The organism is Candidatus Poribacteria bacterium (assembly GCA_021295715.1).
In the GTDB taxonomy this organism is placed as follows: Bacteria; Poribacteria; WGA-4E; order WGA-4E; family WGA-3G; genus WGA-3G.
Window position 1 is genome coordinate 14,136 of record JAGWBV010000057.1, and the last position, 17,940, is coordinate 32,075.

The window sequence follows — 17,940 nt, forward strand, 5'->3', positions numbered from 1 at the left end:
TATGAAAGTCTTGGTCGGTTCCGAAAATCCAGTGAAAATTCAGAGCGTGCGGGACGGTTTTCTAACATTTTTTGAACATGTAGAGGTCGAAGGTATACACGTTGATACCGGTGTTGCCGAGCAGCCTATGAATGATGAAACATTTGAGGGTGCCAAAAATCGTGCTGAGAACATTAAGCGAATAAACGATCAACAGAACCTCGGCGCGACATTTTTTGTCGGCATTGAAGGGGGCGTTCTTCAACTGCAGGATAGATGGTTTAGTGTGAATGTCGTTTATATTTTAGATCACCACACTCGAGACAGTTTTGCCACGACAGGACTTTATGAATTGCCGGGTGCGATATCGGAAGACCTTCTGATCGAAAAAGGATTGGGACGTGCCATGGGTGAACTTGCCAATGATACCTACGCCGCACGCGAACACGGCACTGCTGGGTTTTTGACACGTGGTAAAATTGACAGATTCCAAAATCAGGTCCAAGGTATAACTTTAGCGTTAATTCCTTTTGTTAATGACACTCTTTATTTTCCTGCTTCCTGATGGGCAGCACAGATAGATTCACTCCCAAGAACGGTAGGCGAGGTTTGTAACCTCGCCAGCGAAGGGTGCGGAGATCCTAACCACGCAAAGTCTAATCTATTTCCCATTCCTGCAGCCCGGTTGGCACAGGATCGGGACGTTCCGTCGTGCTTTCGATGACGACGTGTTCACCCGTTTCCGAGGACTTATCAAAGGCACACATCACCTCAAGCACATGATACGCCAGCGCACCGTTTGCACGATGCATCCGTCCTGAACCGATAGCAGACACCATGTCGATGACCCCAATCATCCGAGCATTATTCGGGAGCGCGATTTCCTCTTCTCCCCAATCGCCACCCGCCGGGCAGACATTTACGGGACCCCCGAAACCGTTCGGATCAGGCACCGTCATTGATCCAGTTTCACCGTAGATTTCGATACACGGAAGACTGTGTCGCCACATGTCGAAACTCATAATCATTGTGATGATCGCACCGTTCTGGAATTCGATTGAGCCGGTGAGGTGGGTTGTAATTTTGACAGGGATACGTAAACCGCGCACGGCTTGACTCGTCGCGACGCGTTCTTCAAAGGCTTTCGTCGTAATCGCGGCGACGCGTTTGACGGGACCGAGAATATTGACAAGGGCAGTCACGTAGTAAGGTCCCATGTCCAGCATTGGTCCACCGCCGAGGTCGTAGTAAAAGGCGGGATTTGGATGCCAACTTTCGTGTCCGTGTCCGCACATAAAAGCGGTGCCAGCGATAGGTTTCCCAATTTTCCCCGCGTCCAGTGTTTGTCGAGAAGTCTGGATACCCGCACCGAGGAAAGTATCGGGTGCCGATCCGACGCGTAATCCCTTTTCAGCGGCGGTATCAATGAGTTGTTTTCCGCTCTCGGTGTCCACACCGAGCGGTTTTTCGCTATAGACGTGTTTTCCGGCTTCTAAGACTTGTAAGCCGACTTCAACGTGTGCACGCGGGATAGTGAGGTTCACGACGAGTTCGATCTCATCGTCTACGAGCAATTCATCGACAGGGCATGCGTGGGAGTTATATTTCTCGGCTTGCGCCTGTGCGGATTCCATTCGGAGGTCGGCACAGGCTTTGATTTCTAAAATGTCAGTTTTTCGTGCCCCTTCAAAGTAGGCACTGCTGATTGTTCCACAACCAATAATTCCAATCTTCATATACTATGTTTGCCTTTCAGATGCTTTAGCACAGGTATGGTTTACACTCGTAGGTTGGGTTGAACGGAGCATAAAAAATCAACGTATTTACCGCGGGGGATTTCGTGATCCCAAGATGCTTTAAGATACCAAAACCTGAGTGAACCCAACACTTCATCACGTGCGCCTATTTGGTGGAGATGTTGGGTTTCACTATCTATCGTCTAATAACACTCACATCAGTCCTGCAGAATTTCTGTTGGATGAATAGTGTTTTGTCCTCCCGTTCAACCCAACCTACATAGAGGCTCAGTACGATTAGGAACGGTAGGATTGTGTCCACAGTGTTAGTCAGCGGCTTCAGTCTTTTCATCGGACGCAACATGGAGTTGATGCCCCTGTTCCTTGAACTCTTCGCTCTTTTCGACCATCCCTTCTGTAAGGGCATCCTCAGCGGTGATACCTTTCTCCTCCGCATATTTACGGACATCTTCCGTAATTTTCATAGAGCAGAAATGCGGACCACACATAGAGCAGAAATGAACGGTTTTTGCGGATTCACTCGGAAGGGTTTCGTCGTGATATTCACGGGCGGTCTCTGGATCGAGGCTGAGATTGAACTGATCTTCCCAGCGGAACTCGAAACGTGCTTTCGACAACACGTTGTCGCGTTCCTGCGCACCCGGATGTCCCTTCGCGAGGTCAGCGGCGTGCGCGGCGATCTTGTAAGTGATGACACCTTCCTTCACATCGTCTCTGTTCGGCAGTCCGAGATGTTCCTTCGGGGTCACGTAGCAGAGCATCGCGCATCCAAACCATCCAATCATCGCGGCACCGATACCACTTGTGATGTGATCGTAGCCTGGGGCGACGTCGGTCGTCAAGGGACCGAGCGTATAAAACGGTGACTCGTCGCAATGTTTCAACTGCAGATCCATGTTCTCTTTAATCAGGTGCATTGGGATATGTCCGGGTCCCTCAATCATGACTTGACAATCGTGATCCCAAGCGATTTTCGTGAGTTCACCGAGTGTTTCCAGCTCTGCGAATTGTGCCTCGTCGTTTGCATCGGCGATCGCACCCGGGCGTAAGCCGTCACCAAGGGAGAAGGAGACATCATAAGCACGCATAATCTCGCAAATTTCGGAGAAATGGCTGTAGAGGAAACTCTCCTGATGATGTGAGAGACACCATTTCGCCATAATGCTGCCACCCCGCGAGACGATACCACAGGAGCGATTCGCCGTCAGCGGTATATATGCGAGACGAACACCGGCATGGATGGTAAAGTAATCAACGCCTTGTTCAGCTTGTTCGATAAGTGTGTCGCGATACGCCTCCCAACTGAGTTCCTCCGGTTTGCCACCGACCTTCTCCAGTGCCTGATAGATCGGGACTGTCCCGATAGGAACAGGCGAGTTACGAAGGATCCATTCTCGCGTCTCATGGATGTTTTTACCCGTTGAGAGATCCATCACCGTATCGGTTCCCCATTTCGTTGCCCATCGCATCTTTTCGACCTCTTCCTCGATTGAGGACGCGACAGCAGAGTTACCGATATTCGCATTGATTTTCACAAGGAAGTTTCTACCGATGATCATCGGTTCACTTTCGGGGTGGTTGATGTTCGCAGGGATAATTGCACGACCGCGCGCCACCTCATCTCGGACGAATTCTGGCGTAATATATTCAGGAATATATGCACCGAACGTCTCACCCGGATGTTGATGGTTCAATCGGTTGCGTGTCCGATAGTCGCCGTCGATAGCCTCGTAGGCTTTCGCTCTACCGAGGTTCTCGCGGATGGCGATATATTCCATCTCAGGTGTCACGATCCCACGTTTCGCATACGCCATCTGTGTAACAGCTTCGCCGTTCCTTGCGCGTAGCGGTTTCCGTTTCAAACCGGGGAAGTGCTTCAGTCCACCTTTTGATTCTGATCGCATACGGGCGTACTGTTCATGACCTCTCGTGAGATAACCGTTATCCTGTGGCTGGATCTCCCTGCCGTCGTATGTTTCAACATCGCCACGTGCCAGAATCCAGTCTTGCCGCACTGGTGGGATCCCTGATTCTACATCACAGGATTGTGAATCGTCGCCCCACGCACCGCTGGTATCGTAAACGCGCAATGGTTCATTTTCCTCAACCGTTCCGTCTGCTACCTGCGTCGCGGTGAGCGTAATTTCACGGAAAGGGACGCGGATATCGGAATGCAAATTACCGGAAGCGTATACTTTTCTACTACTCGGAAAGAAACCATTAGTTTTAGAACTCATGACTTTGACCTCCAATAGCCTCATCGTCATTCAGTTTGCATTTATGATGGATCCTAAAAATACATAGACATCTTAAAGAAACAACAATCCTCCTCCGCTGGCGTGGTTTCTAACCTCGTCTCTTTAGAGTGTCTAAGTAATTCTAAAATCTACCATATATATTTGCATTTACATAATTGTCTGTGCCACTGCCGCCTGTTATTCTGCAGCTTGGCTTTTCACATCGTATATCTTTCGCCTCAGTCGAAAAATCAATCTCTATTCCACTTAACATACTAACACAAGTTCGACATTTTCGCAAGTCGCATGACAATGGTAGCACGGGCATTTATGGTAGATTTTAGAATTACGTGAGTTTGATAATAAAAATTGCAAGGGACCCCGTAGGTGTTTTTGCTTGGGTGTTTCCGCCAGGTAGAGCGATGAAATTCCGAGAAACCTTCAGTTTCGCCATGAACGTCTCCTTTTTCAAAACACATTCAGAAAAATAAACACAGCGAAACCCGACAATCCACCGCGGTCCCTATGAAAATGAGGTACTCACGTTAGAATTACTTGGACATTGCGACTGATGGGTTTGCAGGCAGGTACAAGACCTGCCCCTACGAAATGTCTTGTTATTTTTAGGATTCACCATAAAAAGCCCTGATTTGTCAAAAAAATGATTGACAAACTACCAATCTATTGCTATGATTAAATCACAATTGAGGCAAAATTTGTTGTCGGTGCAACGAAGCATCGGCTAACGGAGATCCAACACCTTATAAGCACCTTGGAATGGAGAAAACAGTATGGGAAACCGGATTGAAATCGGTAATCTCAGGATAGATGAAAATTTGTACGCATTGATAAGAGATGAGATCGCACCCGGCACGGGTATAGAGCCAGATGCCTTCTGGAAAGCGTTCGGCGACATCATCGCAGCGTTCGCACCAGAAAACCAGTCACTCTTGGAGAAACGGGATACGCTCCAAAAGCAGATTGACGAGTGGCATCTGGCTCGCAAAGATGAACCGTTGGACGGTGAGGCGTATGCGGCGTTTCTCACGGACATCGGGTATCTGCTCCCTGAAGGACAGGACTTTACGGTGATTACCGAAGATGTTGACACAGAAATTTCGCTCATCTCAGGTCCGCAATTGGTTGTCCCGACCGATAACGCCCGTTATGCCCTAAACGCCGCGAACGCGCGTTGGGGAAGCCTCTATGACGCACTCTACGGTACCGATGTCATTGATGAGTCGCACGGGGCGACACGAGGGACTGCCTATAACCCGATCCGAGGCGCGAAAGTCATCGCGTATACCGAACGGTTCTTAGATGAAATGACCGGACTTGAAGCCGGGAGTTTCTCTGATATTACAGGGTTTTCCCTCATAACCGTTCATGACGAGCAGCAATTACGCGCAACACTGAGGGATGGGAGTGAAGTCGGCTTAGCCGATCCAACCCAGTTTGTGGGTTTTACGCAAAAAAATGGCGCACTCAATGCTGTTCTACTACGGAATCACGGGTTGCACATTGAAATACAGATTGACCGAGAGCATCCCGTTGGACAGGCACATCCTGCAGGCGTTGTTGATGTTATCCTTGAATCGGCAATTACAACGATCCAAGATTGCGAAGATTCCGTCGCCGCAGTGGATGCAGCGGACAAGGTGCGCGTCTATAGCAATTGGAACGGTATTATGAAAGGGACGCTCGAGACGACGTTTGAGAAAAACGGCGAAATGCTTACCCGTCGCCTCGCACCCGATAAGACGTTCACCGCACCTGACGGAGGCACATTGACGGTACCGGGCAGAAGTCTCCTCCTGATTCGGAACGTTGGACTCCACATGTACACGGATGCTGTCACGACAGCAGACGGTGAGGAGATCCCAGAAGGCATTCTTGATGCCATGGTAACGAGTTTCGCCGCAATACATGACTTACAGAGCAAGGGTCCCGCCACCAATAGCAAAACGGGGAGTATCTACATCGTCAAGCCGAAGTTCCACGGTCCTGAAGAGGTGGATATGACGATTCGGCTGTTTGAGTGGATTGAGTCGGCACTTGGGCTTCCAACGAACACTATTAAGATTGGGATTATGGATGAGGAGCGACGGACAACCGTCAACCTCAAAGAAGCAATCCGCGTGGCACAGGAGCGTCTCGTCTTTATTAACACCGGATTTTTGGATAGAACCGGCGATGAAATCCATACGAGCATGGAGGCGGGACCCATGATTCCCAAAATGGACATCCGTAACGAGCCGTGGATGCTCGCTTATGAGGATTGGAACGTCGATATAGGCATTGAAACCGCGCTTCTCGGTACTGCGCAAATCGGGAAGGGCATGTGGACGAAACCTGACCAGATGGCAGAGATGGTCGAAACGAAGGTGAATCATCCGTTAGCAGGTGCGACAACCGCATGGGTGCCATCGCCGACAGCCGCAACGCTTCATGCGATGCACTACCACCGAGTTGATGTCGCAAATTGGATAAAGGAATTGTCAGCGAGACAGCGTGCAAGTTTGGCGGATCTACTAACACCCCCGTTGTTGAAGGATCGCAAGTTGCAAACCGATGAGATTCAACGCGAATTAGATAACAACGCACAAGGTATCTTGGGATACGTCGTCCGATGGGTGGATCAAGGGATCGGCTGCTCGAAGATACCTGATATTAACAACGTCGGGTTGATGGAGGATCGCGCAACGCTGCGGATTTCGAGTCAACACATCGCGAATTGGCTACACCACGGGATCGTTACGAGGGAACAGGTTACCGAAACCTTCCAACGGATGGCGAAGATCGTTGATGAGCAGAACGCCGGTGACCCGAATTATCGGGATATGTCGCTGAACTATGATCAGAGTGTCGCATTCCAAGCGGCTTTGGACTTGGTTTTTAAAGGGTGTGAACTCCCGAACGGGTATACCGAATTTGTGCTGCATCCGCGTCGGCAAGAAGTCAAAGCAGGCGGCTAATCAAGTCAGATGAGTTCCCAAATTCGGTGGAATCGGTTTGATGAAGTTAAATAGTTCGGTAATTCTATGTTTTCCCAAATCCGGTAGGTGCGGTTTCTAACCGCACCGGATTTTACACAGAGACCTTGAATATTTCAAAAAACCGCTTTAGCCCCGTAGGGGCGGCATCTATGTAGAATAATTGGGTTAGAATATAGAATGACGAGCGGATAAAAAAATAAAGAAGGGAAGGATGTCTGATGCCTCCTTCCCTTTTCTTTTTTGTCATGCCCGGTAGGAGCGGTTTCTTGAGGAAACATAGGTGTCAATTTTAGAAAAATAGAGGCGGTTTTGCCGCGATGGAAGTGTTCTCAAAACCAAACACCGCGGGTATCGCATAGAAAATCTTCGGCTAAAATATGCTCTTGAGTCCCGTAGGGTTTATTTGCTTGGGTATTTCTTCACTATGTTTATAGCAGCGGGTCTGAGCAAAGGTCCAAGCCCTGTAAGGGGTTTGCTTGGGGGTTTCTACAGCATATGTATAATAACTGTTCCTACCGAGAATAACAGATTATGCGTCAAGTCGGTAAAATCTGATGGCGTTGTTGCGGAAGAGATTATCTAACTCTTCAGATGAGCACCCGGATACAGCCGCTCTCAAAGTCTCTACCCACCGTGGATAATCCGAGGCTTGCGTGGAGACGGGCCAATCGCTGCCGTATATAACGCGATTGAACCCGAAGCAGGCGATAACGTGTTCAATATACGGTTGTAAATCCGCAGGTGTCCATACGTCGAGAGCTGCCTCCGTTACCAAACCTGATATTTTGCAATGGACATTCGGGAATGTCGCAAGCGTTTGGATCTCCTGTTTCCACGGCTCAAAAAGTTGATTCTTGATGTCGGGTTTGCCGATGTGGTCTAAAATGAATTGGACGTGCGGACACTGTTCCACGAGCCGAATGGCATTGGCGAGTTGCGGGTGGAAGATACAAATATCGAAACTCAGTCCGTACCGAGAAAGCGTTTTAACACCATTCACGAAGTCGGGGTGAACACAGAAATCCACGCTTTCGGATTGAATGAGGCGACGGATACCTTTAACGAATGGATTCTCTGCCAGTTTTTCAACAAAGGGTGCCACCTGTTCTCCCCCTTCGAGCGGTGCCCACGCAACAATGCCTTGAATCCGAGGGTCTACTGTCGTCGCGAGATCCGTAACCCAAGCCGTCTCTTTCAAACCGTCATCGGGATGTGTGTCGCATTGGACGAAGACGATGGATTCTATATCCAGTTCACCGGACGCGTCGTTGTAATCTTTTAGGAGATAAGGTCTGTTTAGGACTGGGACTTCCGTGAGCCAGGGGTATCTTAACTGTTGCGGATGCCATAGGTGAACATGCGTGTCAACGATCGGGAATTGCTCCATTGCGTGCTCCTATATTTCACCTTTAATTGTATTTAAGTTTGAGGATATTTTAAGGCTTCTCCCCGAAATTGTCAATATTTTCTTTTCGTAATTCAGGGCATTCCCCACTTCAGTAGGAGCGAGTTCTACTCGCGATTCTTTCACTGAGGGGGTACGTATCACCCACCCTGCCTACTGATTGCTAATTGCTAATCGCTAATCGCTAATCGCTATTCTTCTAACCCCTGATAGCCATTCACCAAAAGGGTTTGCCAAAAAGTCTGATGATGTGCTAAACTGATAGATATTCCCAACGGAGGACGAATATGTCAAAAAAATCTCGAATTGTTATGGTAGCAGGAAGTGCGAGTCATGGCGGTGGAGCGCATGAGCATCCCGCGGGGTGTGCCTTTCTCGCCGATCAGTTGAACAAGGCTGTGGACAGCGTGGAAGTCGTGGTCTCGCAGGGATGGCCCGAAGATCCAGCGACTTTCACCGATACAGATGCCATTATTGTTTACTCGGACGGTGGTGCTGGGCATCTTAGCATTCCACACCTTGAACAGATATCTGGACTGGTGGAACAGGGTATCGGACTTGGGATGTTACACTATGCTGTGGAAGTGCCGAAGGGGGAACCCGGGGATCGCTTCTTGGAGTGGATCGGCGGCTACTTTGAGACTCACCTTTCGGTCAATCCGTATTGGACAGCAACGTTTACCGGATTTCCTGAACACCCCACAACACACGGAATAGAGCCGTTTTCATTGGAAGACGAATGGTATTACCACATGCGGTTTCGTGAAAATATGCAGGGTGTGACACCTGTGTTGAGTGCCATCGCACCTGCTTCGACACTTGAGCGACCCGACGGACCGCATAGCGGGAATCCGCATGTGCGGGCATCGGTCGCAAACGGTGAGCCGCAGCACTTGGGATGGTGTGTGGAACGCCCAGATGGCGGACGTGGATTCGGATTTACCGGCGGACATCTCCATCGGAATTGGGCGGACGATCAACTTCGTAAATTCATTCTCAACGGTATCGTGTGGACAGCGAAGATGGAGGTCCCTGAGGACGGTATCTCTACACCGACGCCAACCGAAGCAGAATTGGATGCATATCTGTAGTTTTAGAATGATTTGGGTAATTCTGCTGGAGGATCGAAAAAATATGGCAAAGAAATCTCGAATTGTTTTGGTGGCAGGAAGTGGAAGTCGTGGCAGTGGCGCGCATGAGCATCCCGCTGGGTGTGCCTTTCTTGCCGAGCAGTTAAACAAAAATGTCGACGGCGTAGCGGCAGAGGTCTCGCAGGGGTGGCCCGAAGATCCAGCGATTTTCACCGATACAGATGCTATTATTGTTTATTCAGGCGGTGGTGAAAAACATCTTAGCATCCCGCATCTTGATCGGATTAGTGAATTGATGGCACAGGGCATAGGACTCGCAATGTTACACTTTGCAGTCGAGGTGCCGAAGGGCAAGCCGGGTGATTGTTTCTTAGACTGGATCGGTGGTTACTTTGAACCCGGCCTTTCGGTGAATCCTTATTGGATAGCAACGTTTACTGAATTTTCTGAACACCCGATAACACGTGGAATGGAGCCATTTTCATTGAAAGATGAGTGGTATTATCACATGCGGTTTCGTGAAAATATGCGGGGCGTGACACCTGTGTTGAGTGCGATTGCACCTGCATCAACGCTCAAAAGACCCGATGGACCATACAGCGGCAATCCACAAGTCCGTGCTTCGGTTGCAAAGGGCGAACGACAGCACTTGGGGTGGTGCGTCGAACGTCCCGATGGCGGGCGTGGGTTCGGATGTACCGGTGGACATTACCATCAGAATTGGGGGAATGATCAATTCCGTAAGTTAATTCTCAACGGGATTGTCTGGACAGCAAAGATGGAAGTCCCTGAAGGAGGTATCTCCACGCCGACACCAACCGAAATGGAATTGGAGGCGTATCTGTAGGTGCGGCATTATTCTATGAGTAGGCTGAATGAAGTCTAAATAATTCGGTAATTCTATATTTCCACAGGCACGGTAGGTGCGGTGTTTTTGCTGGGGTGTTTCCCGCACCGGATATGGCTATGGCATTACCAAATTAATAAATTAATCTTCATCTGACCGCATTGAATTTTACCTTTATGAAACCGCATCTACCGACTAAGGAGACGGAACATGGACCAAGCGTTACAAGATTATCTCTTCGACCTACAAGGCTATCTAATTTTAGAGAACGCAATCTCGAAAACCGATCTCGATGAAATGAACGCGTGGATTGATGCGCATTGGACTTACGTTGAAGATCCGTGGGAGGAAGAAACCGAGGACAGACGGATTCCACGCTGGATCGGAAACATCGAAACGCATACCTACAACATCGAGAACGGTGTGAATTTCCAGAATATCATTGAGGGTGGCGATGTTTTCCAGAAACTCATCGACCATCCGTCATGGATCGGTTTGGTGCGGAAATACGTCCACGAAGTCAATGGGCTTTCTATCCATGAGAATTTCCTTAACGTCCGCGGTCCCGGTGGTTTCATCCATATCCACTGTGGTGGACATGTCCCGCTGAGTTACCTCACCTTCCGACAGGAGAACACCGGCGAATGGATGGTAGGGCAGATTAACGTCCTGATGGCACTCAACGACATTGGACCCGGCGATGGCGCACCGGTGTTGGTGCCGAGTAGCCATAAATGCACAGAGATTCACCCGCGTTTGAAGGTCGATGGGAAAGGTTTGGTCTACGACGGTGTAAGCGGTAAACCCGCAGGGACAGCCTTTGCGACGAAGGAGATCTATCTCAAAGCAGGCGATGTCGTCATGTTCACGGATGCGATTACGCACGGGTCGGCAGAACGGACGAATGAGGGGTATCGACGATCTATCGTCTATCGCTATTCTCCGAGATATGTTCGTGAACGTTTTGACTATCCGCATTCAAAAGAATTGTTAGCACGGTTGACACCCGATCAACGCAAGATTATCCAACCGACAGCACCGCGTCGCCCGCCACAGGTTGTGTAACAGGCGAATTATGTCTTTATCTTTGAAAGGCAAAGGAGGTTCATGATGCGAAAAGTTGATTTGCAACAGCAGGCAGTTAGGTTAATCAGGCAGCTCTCTACCGAAAAACTCAAATCTGCTGTTGATTATCTCGTTTATCTTCAAGATGCAGAGACGCAAAGTGTCTCTTCTGATCACGAAATTCCATCACAAAATCTGGGAACGGCGATCCACGAAATGTTCAAACCTTTTGGCGGAGTGGAACTTGAAATACCCCCACGGGAACCGGCGCGAGAACCGCCTTGCTTTGACTATAATACTTAAAATAATCTATGGAGGATATTTTCATAATGCGCACAATTCAAGAAATATCGGCGGACTTGTCAAGCCTAAGTACCGACGAACTGCAACACATTGAGCGGGTTATTCGCGATTTATATCGGGCTCGTCATGAAACCATTATTTATGATGATGGCTACGGAATCTGGACAGAACAGGATCAGGTCTCAGCGGCAGCGGAGGTTTTTCAACAGTTTGAGAAAGAGGAAAATTTAGAAGACGATGTTGATGCCTAAACGTGGTGAGATCTGGTTAGCCGACCTTGGATTCGCGGCAAAGACGCGACCTGTTCTGGTTTTAAGTGTGCCTTTTTCAGATTCGGATTATGCTTTACTAACGATTGTACCGCATACAACAAACATAAGACGCTCTGCCTTCCAAGTTGAGCTTTCTGTATCAGGTTTGAGACCTGGTGCTTTCAACGTTCAAGGACTTACGGCAATTCCACCGTCCAAGTTCATTCGCAGGTTGGGAACATTGCGGTCTACTCAAATGAGATTGATTGAAGATACAGTAAAGGAATGGTTGGGGTTTCAGGCTTTTTCTGAAAGGCCATCGGAAAATTAACAGACTATGGGAAAACCGGAAAAAACACTCTGGGGTGGACGCTTCAGCACAAGCCTCACCACAGAGACGATAGCCTTCACGCACTCCATTGAAGCCGATACCCGACTCATCGGATACGATATCTGGGGAAGTCAGGCACATGCAATTATGCTCGCTCGGCAAGAAATTATCTCCGATGCCGACCTGCGCGAGATTTTGCGATGGCTCCAGAAAGCAGAAGCGGATTTTCAGAACGGTGATTTCACGCTCGACCCGAATAAAGAGGACGTACACATGAACGTCGAATCGTATCTGATTGAGAACGCCGGACGCGAATTCGGTGGTAAACTCCACACCGCTCGTTCTCGCAACGATCAGGTACTCGTGGACGCGCATCTTTACATTCGGGATGAGATTCTCAACCTCCAGCGCGGTCTCTCTGAACTCTGTGAGGCATTCCTACACATTGCGAAAGCACATACCGATACCGTTATGCCCGGCTATACGCATACCCAACACGCACAACCGATAAGCCTCGGTTTCTGGGCGACGGCTTATGTGAGTATGTTCCTACGGGATCAGAAACGTCTGCAATCTGCATATCGACTCGCCAATGCGAACCCTCTTGGCGCGTGTGCCTTGGCTGGCACGACCTTCCCGATTAATCGACACCTAACGACAAAACTGCTCGGTTTCGACGCACCACACGAACACGCCTTGGATGTCATCAGCAGCCGAGATTTTATCGCCGAGACGCTTTTCGCGTTGTCGCTTGTGATGGCGAACCTCTCGCGAATCAGTGAAGAAATCGTCTACTGGACGACCTATGAATTTGGGATGGCGGTGCTTGACGATGCTTATAGTTTCGGAAGTTCCATTATGCCGCAAAAGAAGAATCCCGACATCGCCGAACTCACACGCGGTCGCACAGGACGCGTCTATGGCGCATTGTTGGACCTGTTGACAAATCTCAAGGGATTGCCACTGGGTTACAATCGCGATTTTCAGGAGGATAAACCCCCGCTCTGGGAAGCGTTTGATATTGTGGAGGCGTGTCTCGGTCTGCTACCGGAACTCCTCAGAACGACAGATTTTAAAACGGAACGGATGGCGGAATTGGCGAATGCAAATTTCGCAACGGCGACGGAGTTGGCAAATTATCTCGTTAAGGAACATCAGATCAGTTTTCGGGAGTGCCATGAGATTGTCGGATGGCTTGTCGGAGAACTCGTGCAGCAGGAAAAAACGTTCGCCGATTGGGAGTTAACGCACGAACTCTTGAAACAGAAAAAGATTGACATACCGATCGCACAGCTGAAACAGATACTGGATGCTGAATTGGCGATTCAGAATAACCAGAGCCTCGGCGGCACATCACCTGCGGAGGTGCGTCGGATGATAGACGACTTTCAGGGACGACTTAATGAGATTGCGTCACATGTTGATGCTTGCCAGATGCAAATTGAGGACGCGCATCAAGAAACATTGCGAATTGTTGAAGATATTTTAGAAAGACCGATTAAGATAATGTTGTAGCGGCGAAGGTAAAAAAAACGATGCGTACGGGTCCATACAAACTAATCAGGGACTTCGCACAGAAACATCCGAATACCAGATCGGCACTTGAGCGTTGGTATAGATTGATGCGCGGAAGAAATTTTCGTTCCATCGCAGAGTTGTGTGGCATCTTTCCTCACGCTGACCGAGTTGCAGGTTGGACTGTTTTCAATATTGGAGGGAACAGGGCACGCCTCATTGCAACTATCCACTACGACGAGCAGATAGTGTTTATTCGTCATGTGTTAACCCACGCTGAGTATGATAAATGGAGACCTTGACAAACACTATTAGGTCTGCTACTGATAAATTCAGGAGTATACTATGTCAACCGAAAAACATACTGCACCTAATGTAGCGCAAGTTAAACTTGAGCACAATATTCCGAGTGGTTCTCGATCCCTTGCAGCACTAAACATTTTAAACGGGGCAATTGGCAAATGCCAAGATAATACTATCATAGCCTTAACCGAAAACGATTACGAGCAATTGGTAATCCTGCTCGGGGAATTAACAGATGTGGTACGCGACGACGAAGACCATCTCCTCGCTCCATTGATGCAATTCGTTTTTGGGCTCATTGAAAATTATGAGCGTAAACACATTCCAGAGTTGGCAGAACTTGGATGAATGAAAACTGAGTACTCCAATAGCCCCGACGGAAGAACGCTTTGCATTAGACAATACACAACGCGCATCCCCCCTACATAGGAGATTAGAAAATTGAGGGACAGATTAATAGTCGCTTTGGATACGGACGATGGTGAGGAAATTGACTGGCTATCTGGCACACTTATGGATACAGTCCGTTGGTTTAAGATCGGCTTTCAGGCGTTCAGTGCGCTCGGAACGGAAGCGTTCCCATGGTTCGATCAGAACGGATATAAAGCCTTTGTTGACCTGAAATTCCACGACATTCCGAACACGGTGGCACGCGATGTCAGCACGATGACGAAACATGGCGCAAATATGATTAACATGCACGCCTCTGGTGGACTTATAATGATGAAGACGGCAAGAGCAAGGGCAGACGAAGTATCTGCCGAACGCGATATTCCGCCGCCAATACTACTCGGCGTGACCATTCTGACAAGCATTGAAGAAACTAACTTTCGGTTAAGTTTTGCCTCAGCACGGACGCTTTCGGAACAGGTTGTCTATCTCGCACAGTTGGCGCAGGAAGCCGGACTGGACGGTGTTGTCGCGTCGCCGTTGGAGATCGAATCGATACGGAAAGCGTGTGGAAAGGATTTTGTCATTGTCACACCCGGTATCCGTCCAGCGTGGGCATCGGCGGGAGATCAACGCCGCATCACTACGCCAGCGGAGGCGATTCAACGCGGCGCGGATTACATTGTTGTCGGTAGACCGATTATTGACGCGGAGGATCCCTTGGAAGCTACCGAAATGATCCTTGAAGAAATGAAAGAGGCTTAACATTATGAACATTGTGTGTATCTGTTTAGACACGTTTCGTGCAGACATCATCGGTGAAGGCAAGAAGTATAGCCACGTGCAAACGCCGAACCTCGATGCCTTGGCATCAGAGTCTGTCCGGTTCACACGCGCCTTTGGTGAGGGACAGCCGACGCTTCAGATCCGGCGCGGCAACTTCACGGGGATGCGGAGTTTTCCGTGGAAATACAATTTCGACCGGCGTGGACATTGGCATCATGCGCCGGGTTGGCATAAGATACCACCCGAACAGGATACAATCGCTGAAGTCTTGCTTGAACGCGGGTATCTCACTGCTCTGATTGCGGATACGTATCACATGTTCAAGCCGACGATGAATTTCTCGCGCGGGTTCGCACATTTCGATTTCATTCGCGGACAGGAGTCGGATAACTGGAACAGCGGTGATCCGAGGTTGATTGAAGAACAACTCCGAAAACATGTTCGTGAACCCCTCAACTGGCAACGGCATGCTGGACTCGTCAACTACCTCTTGTCGCAACGGCATCGTCAATCCGAAGATGACTATAGTTGTGCCCGCGTCTTCCGTGCCGCAGCGGACTGGCTACAGGACAATCATACCGTCGGTCCGTTTTTCTTATGGGTGGACAGTTTCGACCCGCATGAACCGTGGGATCCACCGAAGTCCTACGCAGACCTCTATTTTTCCGACTATTCCGGCAAGGATTTCATCACGCCGGGCAACGCGAACGAAGGTGATGGACCTACGGAAGATGAACTTCGCCGGATTGAGGCACTCTACCTCGGCGAAGTGACGTTTGTCGATAAATGGGTCGGCGTGCTACTTGACAAGATAGAGCAGTTAAATCATGTCCGACCACGGTACACAACTCCGGGACCATGGAAGTTTCGGGAAGGGACCGAACAAGCTCCATCCTTTCAATACGCAGTTGAACCTGATGATTCGGCATCCAGAGGGACCCCATGACAAGGAAATTTTCGCGTTCGTGCAGAACCACGACCTTATGCCCACACTTCTGAATCAACTTGACATTCCGTGCAGTTGGACAGATGGTGAGAACATGTGGCAACTCGTTCGGCAGGAAAAAGCGTCGCTCCGTGAACGGATTATCACCGGTTGGGCAGGATTCATCACGGGCAACGCACGCGGTCGCGTCAGCGTGCGCGATAACCACTGGAACTTCTGTACTTCAGTCGGTTACAGAGATGAGAATGGCGATGAACTCTTTGATGTCCGAAATGATCCCGAAGAAATAGTGAATATTGCGAGTGACCATCCAGCGATCGTTGCAGAACGAAAACGAGATGTCGAGGCATTGATTGGACAACCCTTACCCGGACATTTCATTGAGGTCTGCGATCCAGAGCAGGCACCGATGACGCGATGGCTTCAAAAGAAATTGGCGGAGATGTAGAACTGGCTGTCAGCGGGCAGCAGTCGGCATTCAGGTGATTTCCGATGGTTGACCGCTATTTAAGTTTTTCCCAATCCCAGAGAAGGATTGTACCGTCGTCGCTTCCGCTTGCCAGTGTCTTCCCATCTGGCGAGAACATCAACACACCAACAGAGCCTTGATGTCCTGTGAGAATCACTTGTATCTGATAATCCGGATCTGATTTCCATATCTGAATTAACCCTGCTTCACTTCCGCTTGCGAGCGTTTTTCCATCCGGGGAAAAGGCTAAAGCAGTAGTGTTTTCAACAGCATCGAAGGTGCCGATGGGATTACCCGTGTTGACCTCCCATAAACGCACTGTCCAGTCGCCGCCTGCAGTCGCGAGTTTTGTGCCATCCGGTGAAAGGGCGGTTGCGTTAATTGCGTCAGGATGTTTGTCAAGCATCGCGAACGCATTGCTTGTGAAGGTGTCCCAGACGTAAATACTGTTTCCATGAGCAGTTGCAATAATTGAAGCGTCGAGGGAGAACGTCAGTGCCTCCGGTGGTGTTTTGGACATAAATCCGTCTCGTTCGCCGCCGATTTGGGACTCTGTGAACAACGAAACCGCCTCGCCGGTCTGTGCGTCATAAATCCAGATGCCAATCGACGTTGACGCAACAACGCGTGTGCTGTCGGGTGAGAGTTTGACATTGATTAATGTGCCTCTTCCGAGACGGGCTTTCGCACCTTCAGGCAGATGCCACTGTGTCGCAAAGTCCTGGGCAATACCCTTTGATAGCAGTAGACTGGAAAGCAAAAAACATACGATATAGAGAAGGTGGGTCTTTTTCATGAACTTGAACTCCTTTTTGGACAGTGCTTTTATCTTTGGAGTGTCTGTATCATAGTGGAGAGCAAATTCCGTGCCAGTTTGAATGATACTGCCTCAGAAACTTTAGGCGAAATAGTGATAAAAAACCGCACAAAGTTGGGCATTCTTTATCAAAATTCGGTGTCAAAACCCCGTTGCTTTAGCTGGGGGATGTAGACACCGCCCTATTGAATTAGACCAAACCTTTGCTTAAAAAGATTTGACAAATGTCTAAAATTATGGTAGGGTTAATAGTATCAGGTTGGCAAGCTTTACAAGCGTAACCGCAAGGTTGCGGGCTTGCCTCGCACTTGTAAGGGGATAAATGCCTGATACCTGACATTCCATGCGAAATACGACTCATAAACTTTTCAACGATAAGACGTTGCGCCACTTGCACGATGATTTGAATATCATTGGTGTTGTGCGTAATCATTTTTTGGCGATCTCTATGC

19 protein-coding genes are annotated in these 17,940 nt (G+C 49.1%); 14 read left to right on the top strand and 5 right to left on the bottom strand.

Annotation, left to right across the window (positions count from 1 at the left end; genetic code table 11):
• The first annotated feature begins 1 nt into the window (after window position 1).
• Window positions 2-544 carry a DUF84 family protein gene (locus tag J4G07_14575; GenBank protein MCE2415216.1) on the top strand — a complete coding sequence of 181 codons (543 nt, stop codon included), beginning with the start codon at window positions 2-4 and terminating at the stop codon, window positions 542-544.
• 91 nt (window positions 545-635) lie between these two features.
• Here the strand turns inward: J4G07_14575 and J4G07_14580 are convergent, their stop codons facing one another.
• Window positions 636-1,715 (bottom strand): Gfo/Idh/MocA family oxidoreductase, encoded by a 1,080-nt coding sequence (locus J4G07_14580; GenBank protein ID MCE2415217.1) that lies wholly within the window; start codon window positions 1,713-1,715, stop codon window positions 636-638.
• Between the two features lie 326 nt (window positions 1,716-2,041).
• Window positions 2,042-3,973 carry a phosphomethylpyrimidine synthase ThiC gene (gene thiC, locus J4G07_14585; protein MCE2415218.1) on the bottom strand — a complete coding sequence of 644 codons (1,932 nt, stop codon included), beginning with the start codon at window positions 3,971-3,973 and terminating at the stop codon, window positions 2,042-2,044.
• Between the two features lie 791 nt (window positions 3,974-4,764).
• Between thiC and J4G07_14590 the strand changes: the two genes are divergently transcribed.
• Window positions 4,765-6,948: a malate synthase G gene (locus J4G07_14590; GenBank protein ID MCE2415219.1), complete on the top strand. Its 2,184-nt coding sequence runs from the start codon at window positions 4,765-4,767 to the stop codon at window positions 6,946-6,948.
• A 550-nt stretch (window positions 6,949-7,498) separates the two neighbouring features.
• On the opposite strand, the gene J4G07_14595 is transcribed toward J4G07_14590, so the two are convergent.
• Window positions 7,499-8,356: an amidohydrolase family protein gene (locus tag J4G07_14595; protein MCE2415220.1), complete on the bottom strand. Its 858-nt coding sequence runs from the start codon at window positions 8,354-8,356 to the stop codon at window positions 7,499-7,501.
• Window positions 8,357-8,661: 305 nt separating this feature from the next.
• Between J4G07_14595 and J4G07_14600 the strand changes: the two genes are divergently transcribed.
• From J4G07_14600 to J4G07_14655, 12 genes are all read left to right on the top strand, one after another.
• On the top strand, window positions 8,662-9,465 hold the full coding sequence (locus J4G07_14600) for a ThuA domain-containing protein (protein MCE2415221.1): 804 nt from the start codon (window positions 8,662-8,664) through the stop codon (window positions 9,463-9,465).
• Window positions 9,466-9,508: 43 nt separating this feature from the next.
• Window positions 9,509-10,312 (top strand): ThuA domain-containing protein, encoded by an 804-nt coding sequence (locus tag J4G07_14605; GenBank protein ID MCE2415222.1) that lies wholly within the window; start codon window positions 9,509-9,511, stop codon window positions 10,310-10,312.
• 210 nt (window positions 10,313-10,522) lie between these two features.
• Complete coding sequence (locus J4G07_14610) at window positions 10,523-11,377, top strand: phytanoyl-CoA dioxygenase family protein (protein ID MCE2415223.1); 855 nt, start codon at window positions 10,523-10,525, stop codon at window positions 11,375-11,377.
• Between the two features lie 42 nt (window positions 11,378-11,419).
• Window positions 11,420-11,680: a hypothetical protein gene (locus J4G07_14615; protein MCE2415224.1), complete on the top strand. Its 261-nt coding sequence runs from the start codon at window positions 11,420-11,422 to the stop codon at window positions 11,678-11,680.
• 26 nt (window positions 11,681-11,706) lie between these two features.
• Window positions 11,707-11,931: a hypothetical protein gene (locus tag J4G07_14620; protein MCE2415225.1), complete on the top strand. Its 225-nt coding sequence runs from the start codon at window positions 11,707-11,709 to the stop codon at window positions 11,929-11,931.
• Window positions 11,918-12,262 carry a type II toxin-antitoxin system PemK/MazF family toxin gene (locus tag J4G07_14625; GenBank protein ID MCE2415226.1) on the top strand — a complete coding sequence of 115 codons (345 nt, stop codon included), beginning with the start codon at window positions 11,918-11,920 and terminating at the stop codon, window positions 12,260-12,262. The genes J4G07_14620 and J4G07_14625 overlap by 14 nt, the downstream gene beginning before the upstream one ends.
• Before the next feature lie 6 nt (window positions 12,263-12,268).
• Window positions 12,269-13,777 carry an argininosuccinate lyase gene (gene argH / locus J4G07_14630; GenBank protein ID MCE2415227.1) on the top strand — a complete coding sequence of 503 codons (1,509 nt, stop codon included), beginning with the start codon at window positions 12,269-12,271 and terminating at the stop codon, window positions 13,775-13,777.
• 20 nt (window positions 13,778-13,797) lie between these two features.
• The gene (locus J4G07_14635; protein MCE2415228.1) at window positions 13,798-14,079 is read left to right on the top strand and encodes a type II toxin-antitoxin system HigB family toxin; all 282 of its coding nucleotides are present in this window, start codon (window positions 13,798-13,800) and stop codon (window positions 14,077-14,079) included.
• Between the two features lie 43 nt (window positions 14,080-14,122).
• The gene (locus J4G07_14640) at window positions 14,123-14,428 is read left to right on the top strand and encodes a hypothetical protein (protein ID MCE2415229.1); all 306 of its coding nucleotides are present in this window, start codon (window positions 14,123-14,125) and stop codon (window positions 14,426-14,428) included.
• Window positions 14,429-14,521: 93 nt separating this feature from the next.
• Entirely contained in the window at window positions 14,522-15,235 is a 714-nt protein-coding gene (gene pyrF / locus J4G07_14645) for an orotidine-5'-phosphate decarboxylase (protein ID MCE2415230.1), read from the top strand.
• A gap of 4 nt (window positions 15,236-15,239) precedes the next feature.
• Window positions 15,240-16,202: a sulfatase-like hydrolase/transferase gene (locus tag J4G07_14650; GenBank protein ID MCE2415231.1), complete on the top strand. Its 963-nt coding sequence runs from the start codon at window positions 15,240-15,242 to the stop codon at window positions 16,200-16,202.
• Between the two features lie 19 nt (window positions 16,203-16,221).
• The gene (locus J4G07_14655) at window positions 16,222-16,650 is read left to right on the top strand and encodes a hypothetical protein (protein MCE2415232.1); all 429 of its coding nucleotides are present in this window, start codon (window positions 16,222-16,224) and stop codon (window positions 16,648-16,650) included.
• Between the two features lie 55 nt (window positions 16,651-16,705).
• On the opposite strand, the gene J4G07_14660 is transcribed toward J4G07_14655, so the two are convergent.
• Together J4G07_14660 and J4G07_14665 are read right to left on the bottom strand one after the other, a co-directional pair.
• Window positions 16,706-17,467: a hypothetical protein gene (locus tag J4G07_14660; GenBank protein MCE2415233.1), complete on the bottom strand. Its 762-nt coding sequence runs from the start codon at window positions 17,465-17,467 to the stop codon at window positions 16,706-16,708.
• A gap of 211 nt (window positions 17,468-17,678) precedes the next feature.
• The coding region (locus J4G07_14665) for a hypothetical protein (protein ID MCE2415234.1) at window positions 17,679-17,940 on the bottom strand (262 nt) is incomplete at its 5' end.

Bases quoted from the DNA above. Each gene is read 5' to 3' on its own strand.
- J4G07_14575 (MCE2415216.1), top strand. From the start codon at position 2: ATGAAAGTCTTGGTCGGTTCCGAAAATCCAGTGAAAATTCAGAGCGTG.
- J4G07_14580 (MCE2415217.1), bottom strand. From the start codon at position 1,715: ATGAAGATTGGAATTATTGGTTGTGGAACAATCAGCAGTGCCTACTTT.
- thiC (MCE2415218.1), bottom strand. From the start codon at position 3,973: ATGAGTTCTAAAACTAATGGTTTCTTTCCGAGTAGTAGAAAAGTATAC.
- J4G07_14590 (MCE2415219.1), top strand. From the start codon at position 4,765: ATGGGAAACCGGATTGAAATCGGTAATCTCAGGATAGATGAAAATTTG.
- J4G07_14595 (MCE2415220.1), bottom strand. From the start codon at position 8,356: ATGGAGCAATTCCCGATCGTTGACACGCATGTTCACCTATGGCATCCG.
- J4G07_14600 (MCE2415221.1), top strand. From the start codon at position 8,662: ATGTCAAAAAAATCTCGAATTGTTATGGTAGCAGGAAGTGCGAGTCAT.
- J4G07_14605 (MCE2415222.1), top strand. From the start codon at position 9,509: ATGGCAAAGAAATCTCGAATTGTTTTGGTGGCAGGAAGTGGAAGTCGT.
- J4G07_14610 (MCE2415223.1), top strand. From the start codon at position 10,523: ATGGACCAAGCGTTACAAGATTATCTCTTCGACCTACAAGGCTATCTA.
- J4G07_14615 (MCE2415224.1), top strand. From the start codon at position 11,420: ATGATGCGAAAAGTTGATTTGCAACAGCAGGCAGTTAGGTTAATCAGG.
- J4G07_14620 (MCE2415225.1), top strand. From the start codon at position 11,707: ATGCGCACAATTCAAGAAATATCGGCGGACTTGTCAAGCCTAAGTACC.
- J4G07_14625 (MCE2415226.1), top strand. From the start codon at position 11,918: ATGTTGATGCCTAAACGTGGTGAGATCTGGTTAGCCGACCTTGGATTC.
- argH (MCE2415227.1), top strand. From the start codon at position 12,269: ATGGGAAAACCGGAAAAAACACTCTGGGGTGGACGCTTCAGCACAAGC.
- J4G07_14635 (MCE2415228.1), top strand. From the start codon at position 13,798: ATGCGTACGGGTCCATACAAACTAATCAGGGACTTCGCACAGAAACAT.
- J4G07_14640 (MCE2415229.1), top strand. From the start codon at position 14,123: ATGTCAACCGAAAAACATACTGCACCTAATGTAGCGCAAGTTAAACTT.
- J4G07_14650 (MCE2415231.1), top strand. From the start codon at position 15,240: ATGAACATTGTGTGTATCTGTTTAGACACGTTTCGTGCAGACATCATC.
- J4G07_14660 (MCE2415233.1), bottom strand. From the start codon at position 17,467: ATGAAAAAGACCCACCTTCTCTATATCGTATGTTTTTTGCTTTCCAGT.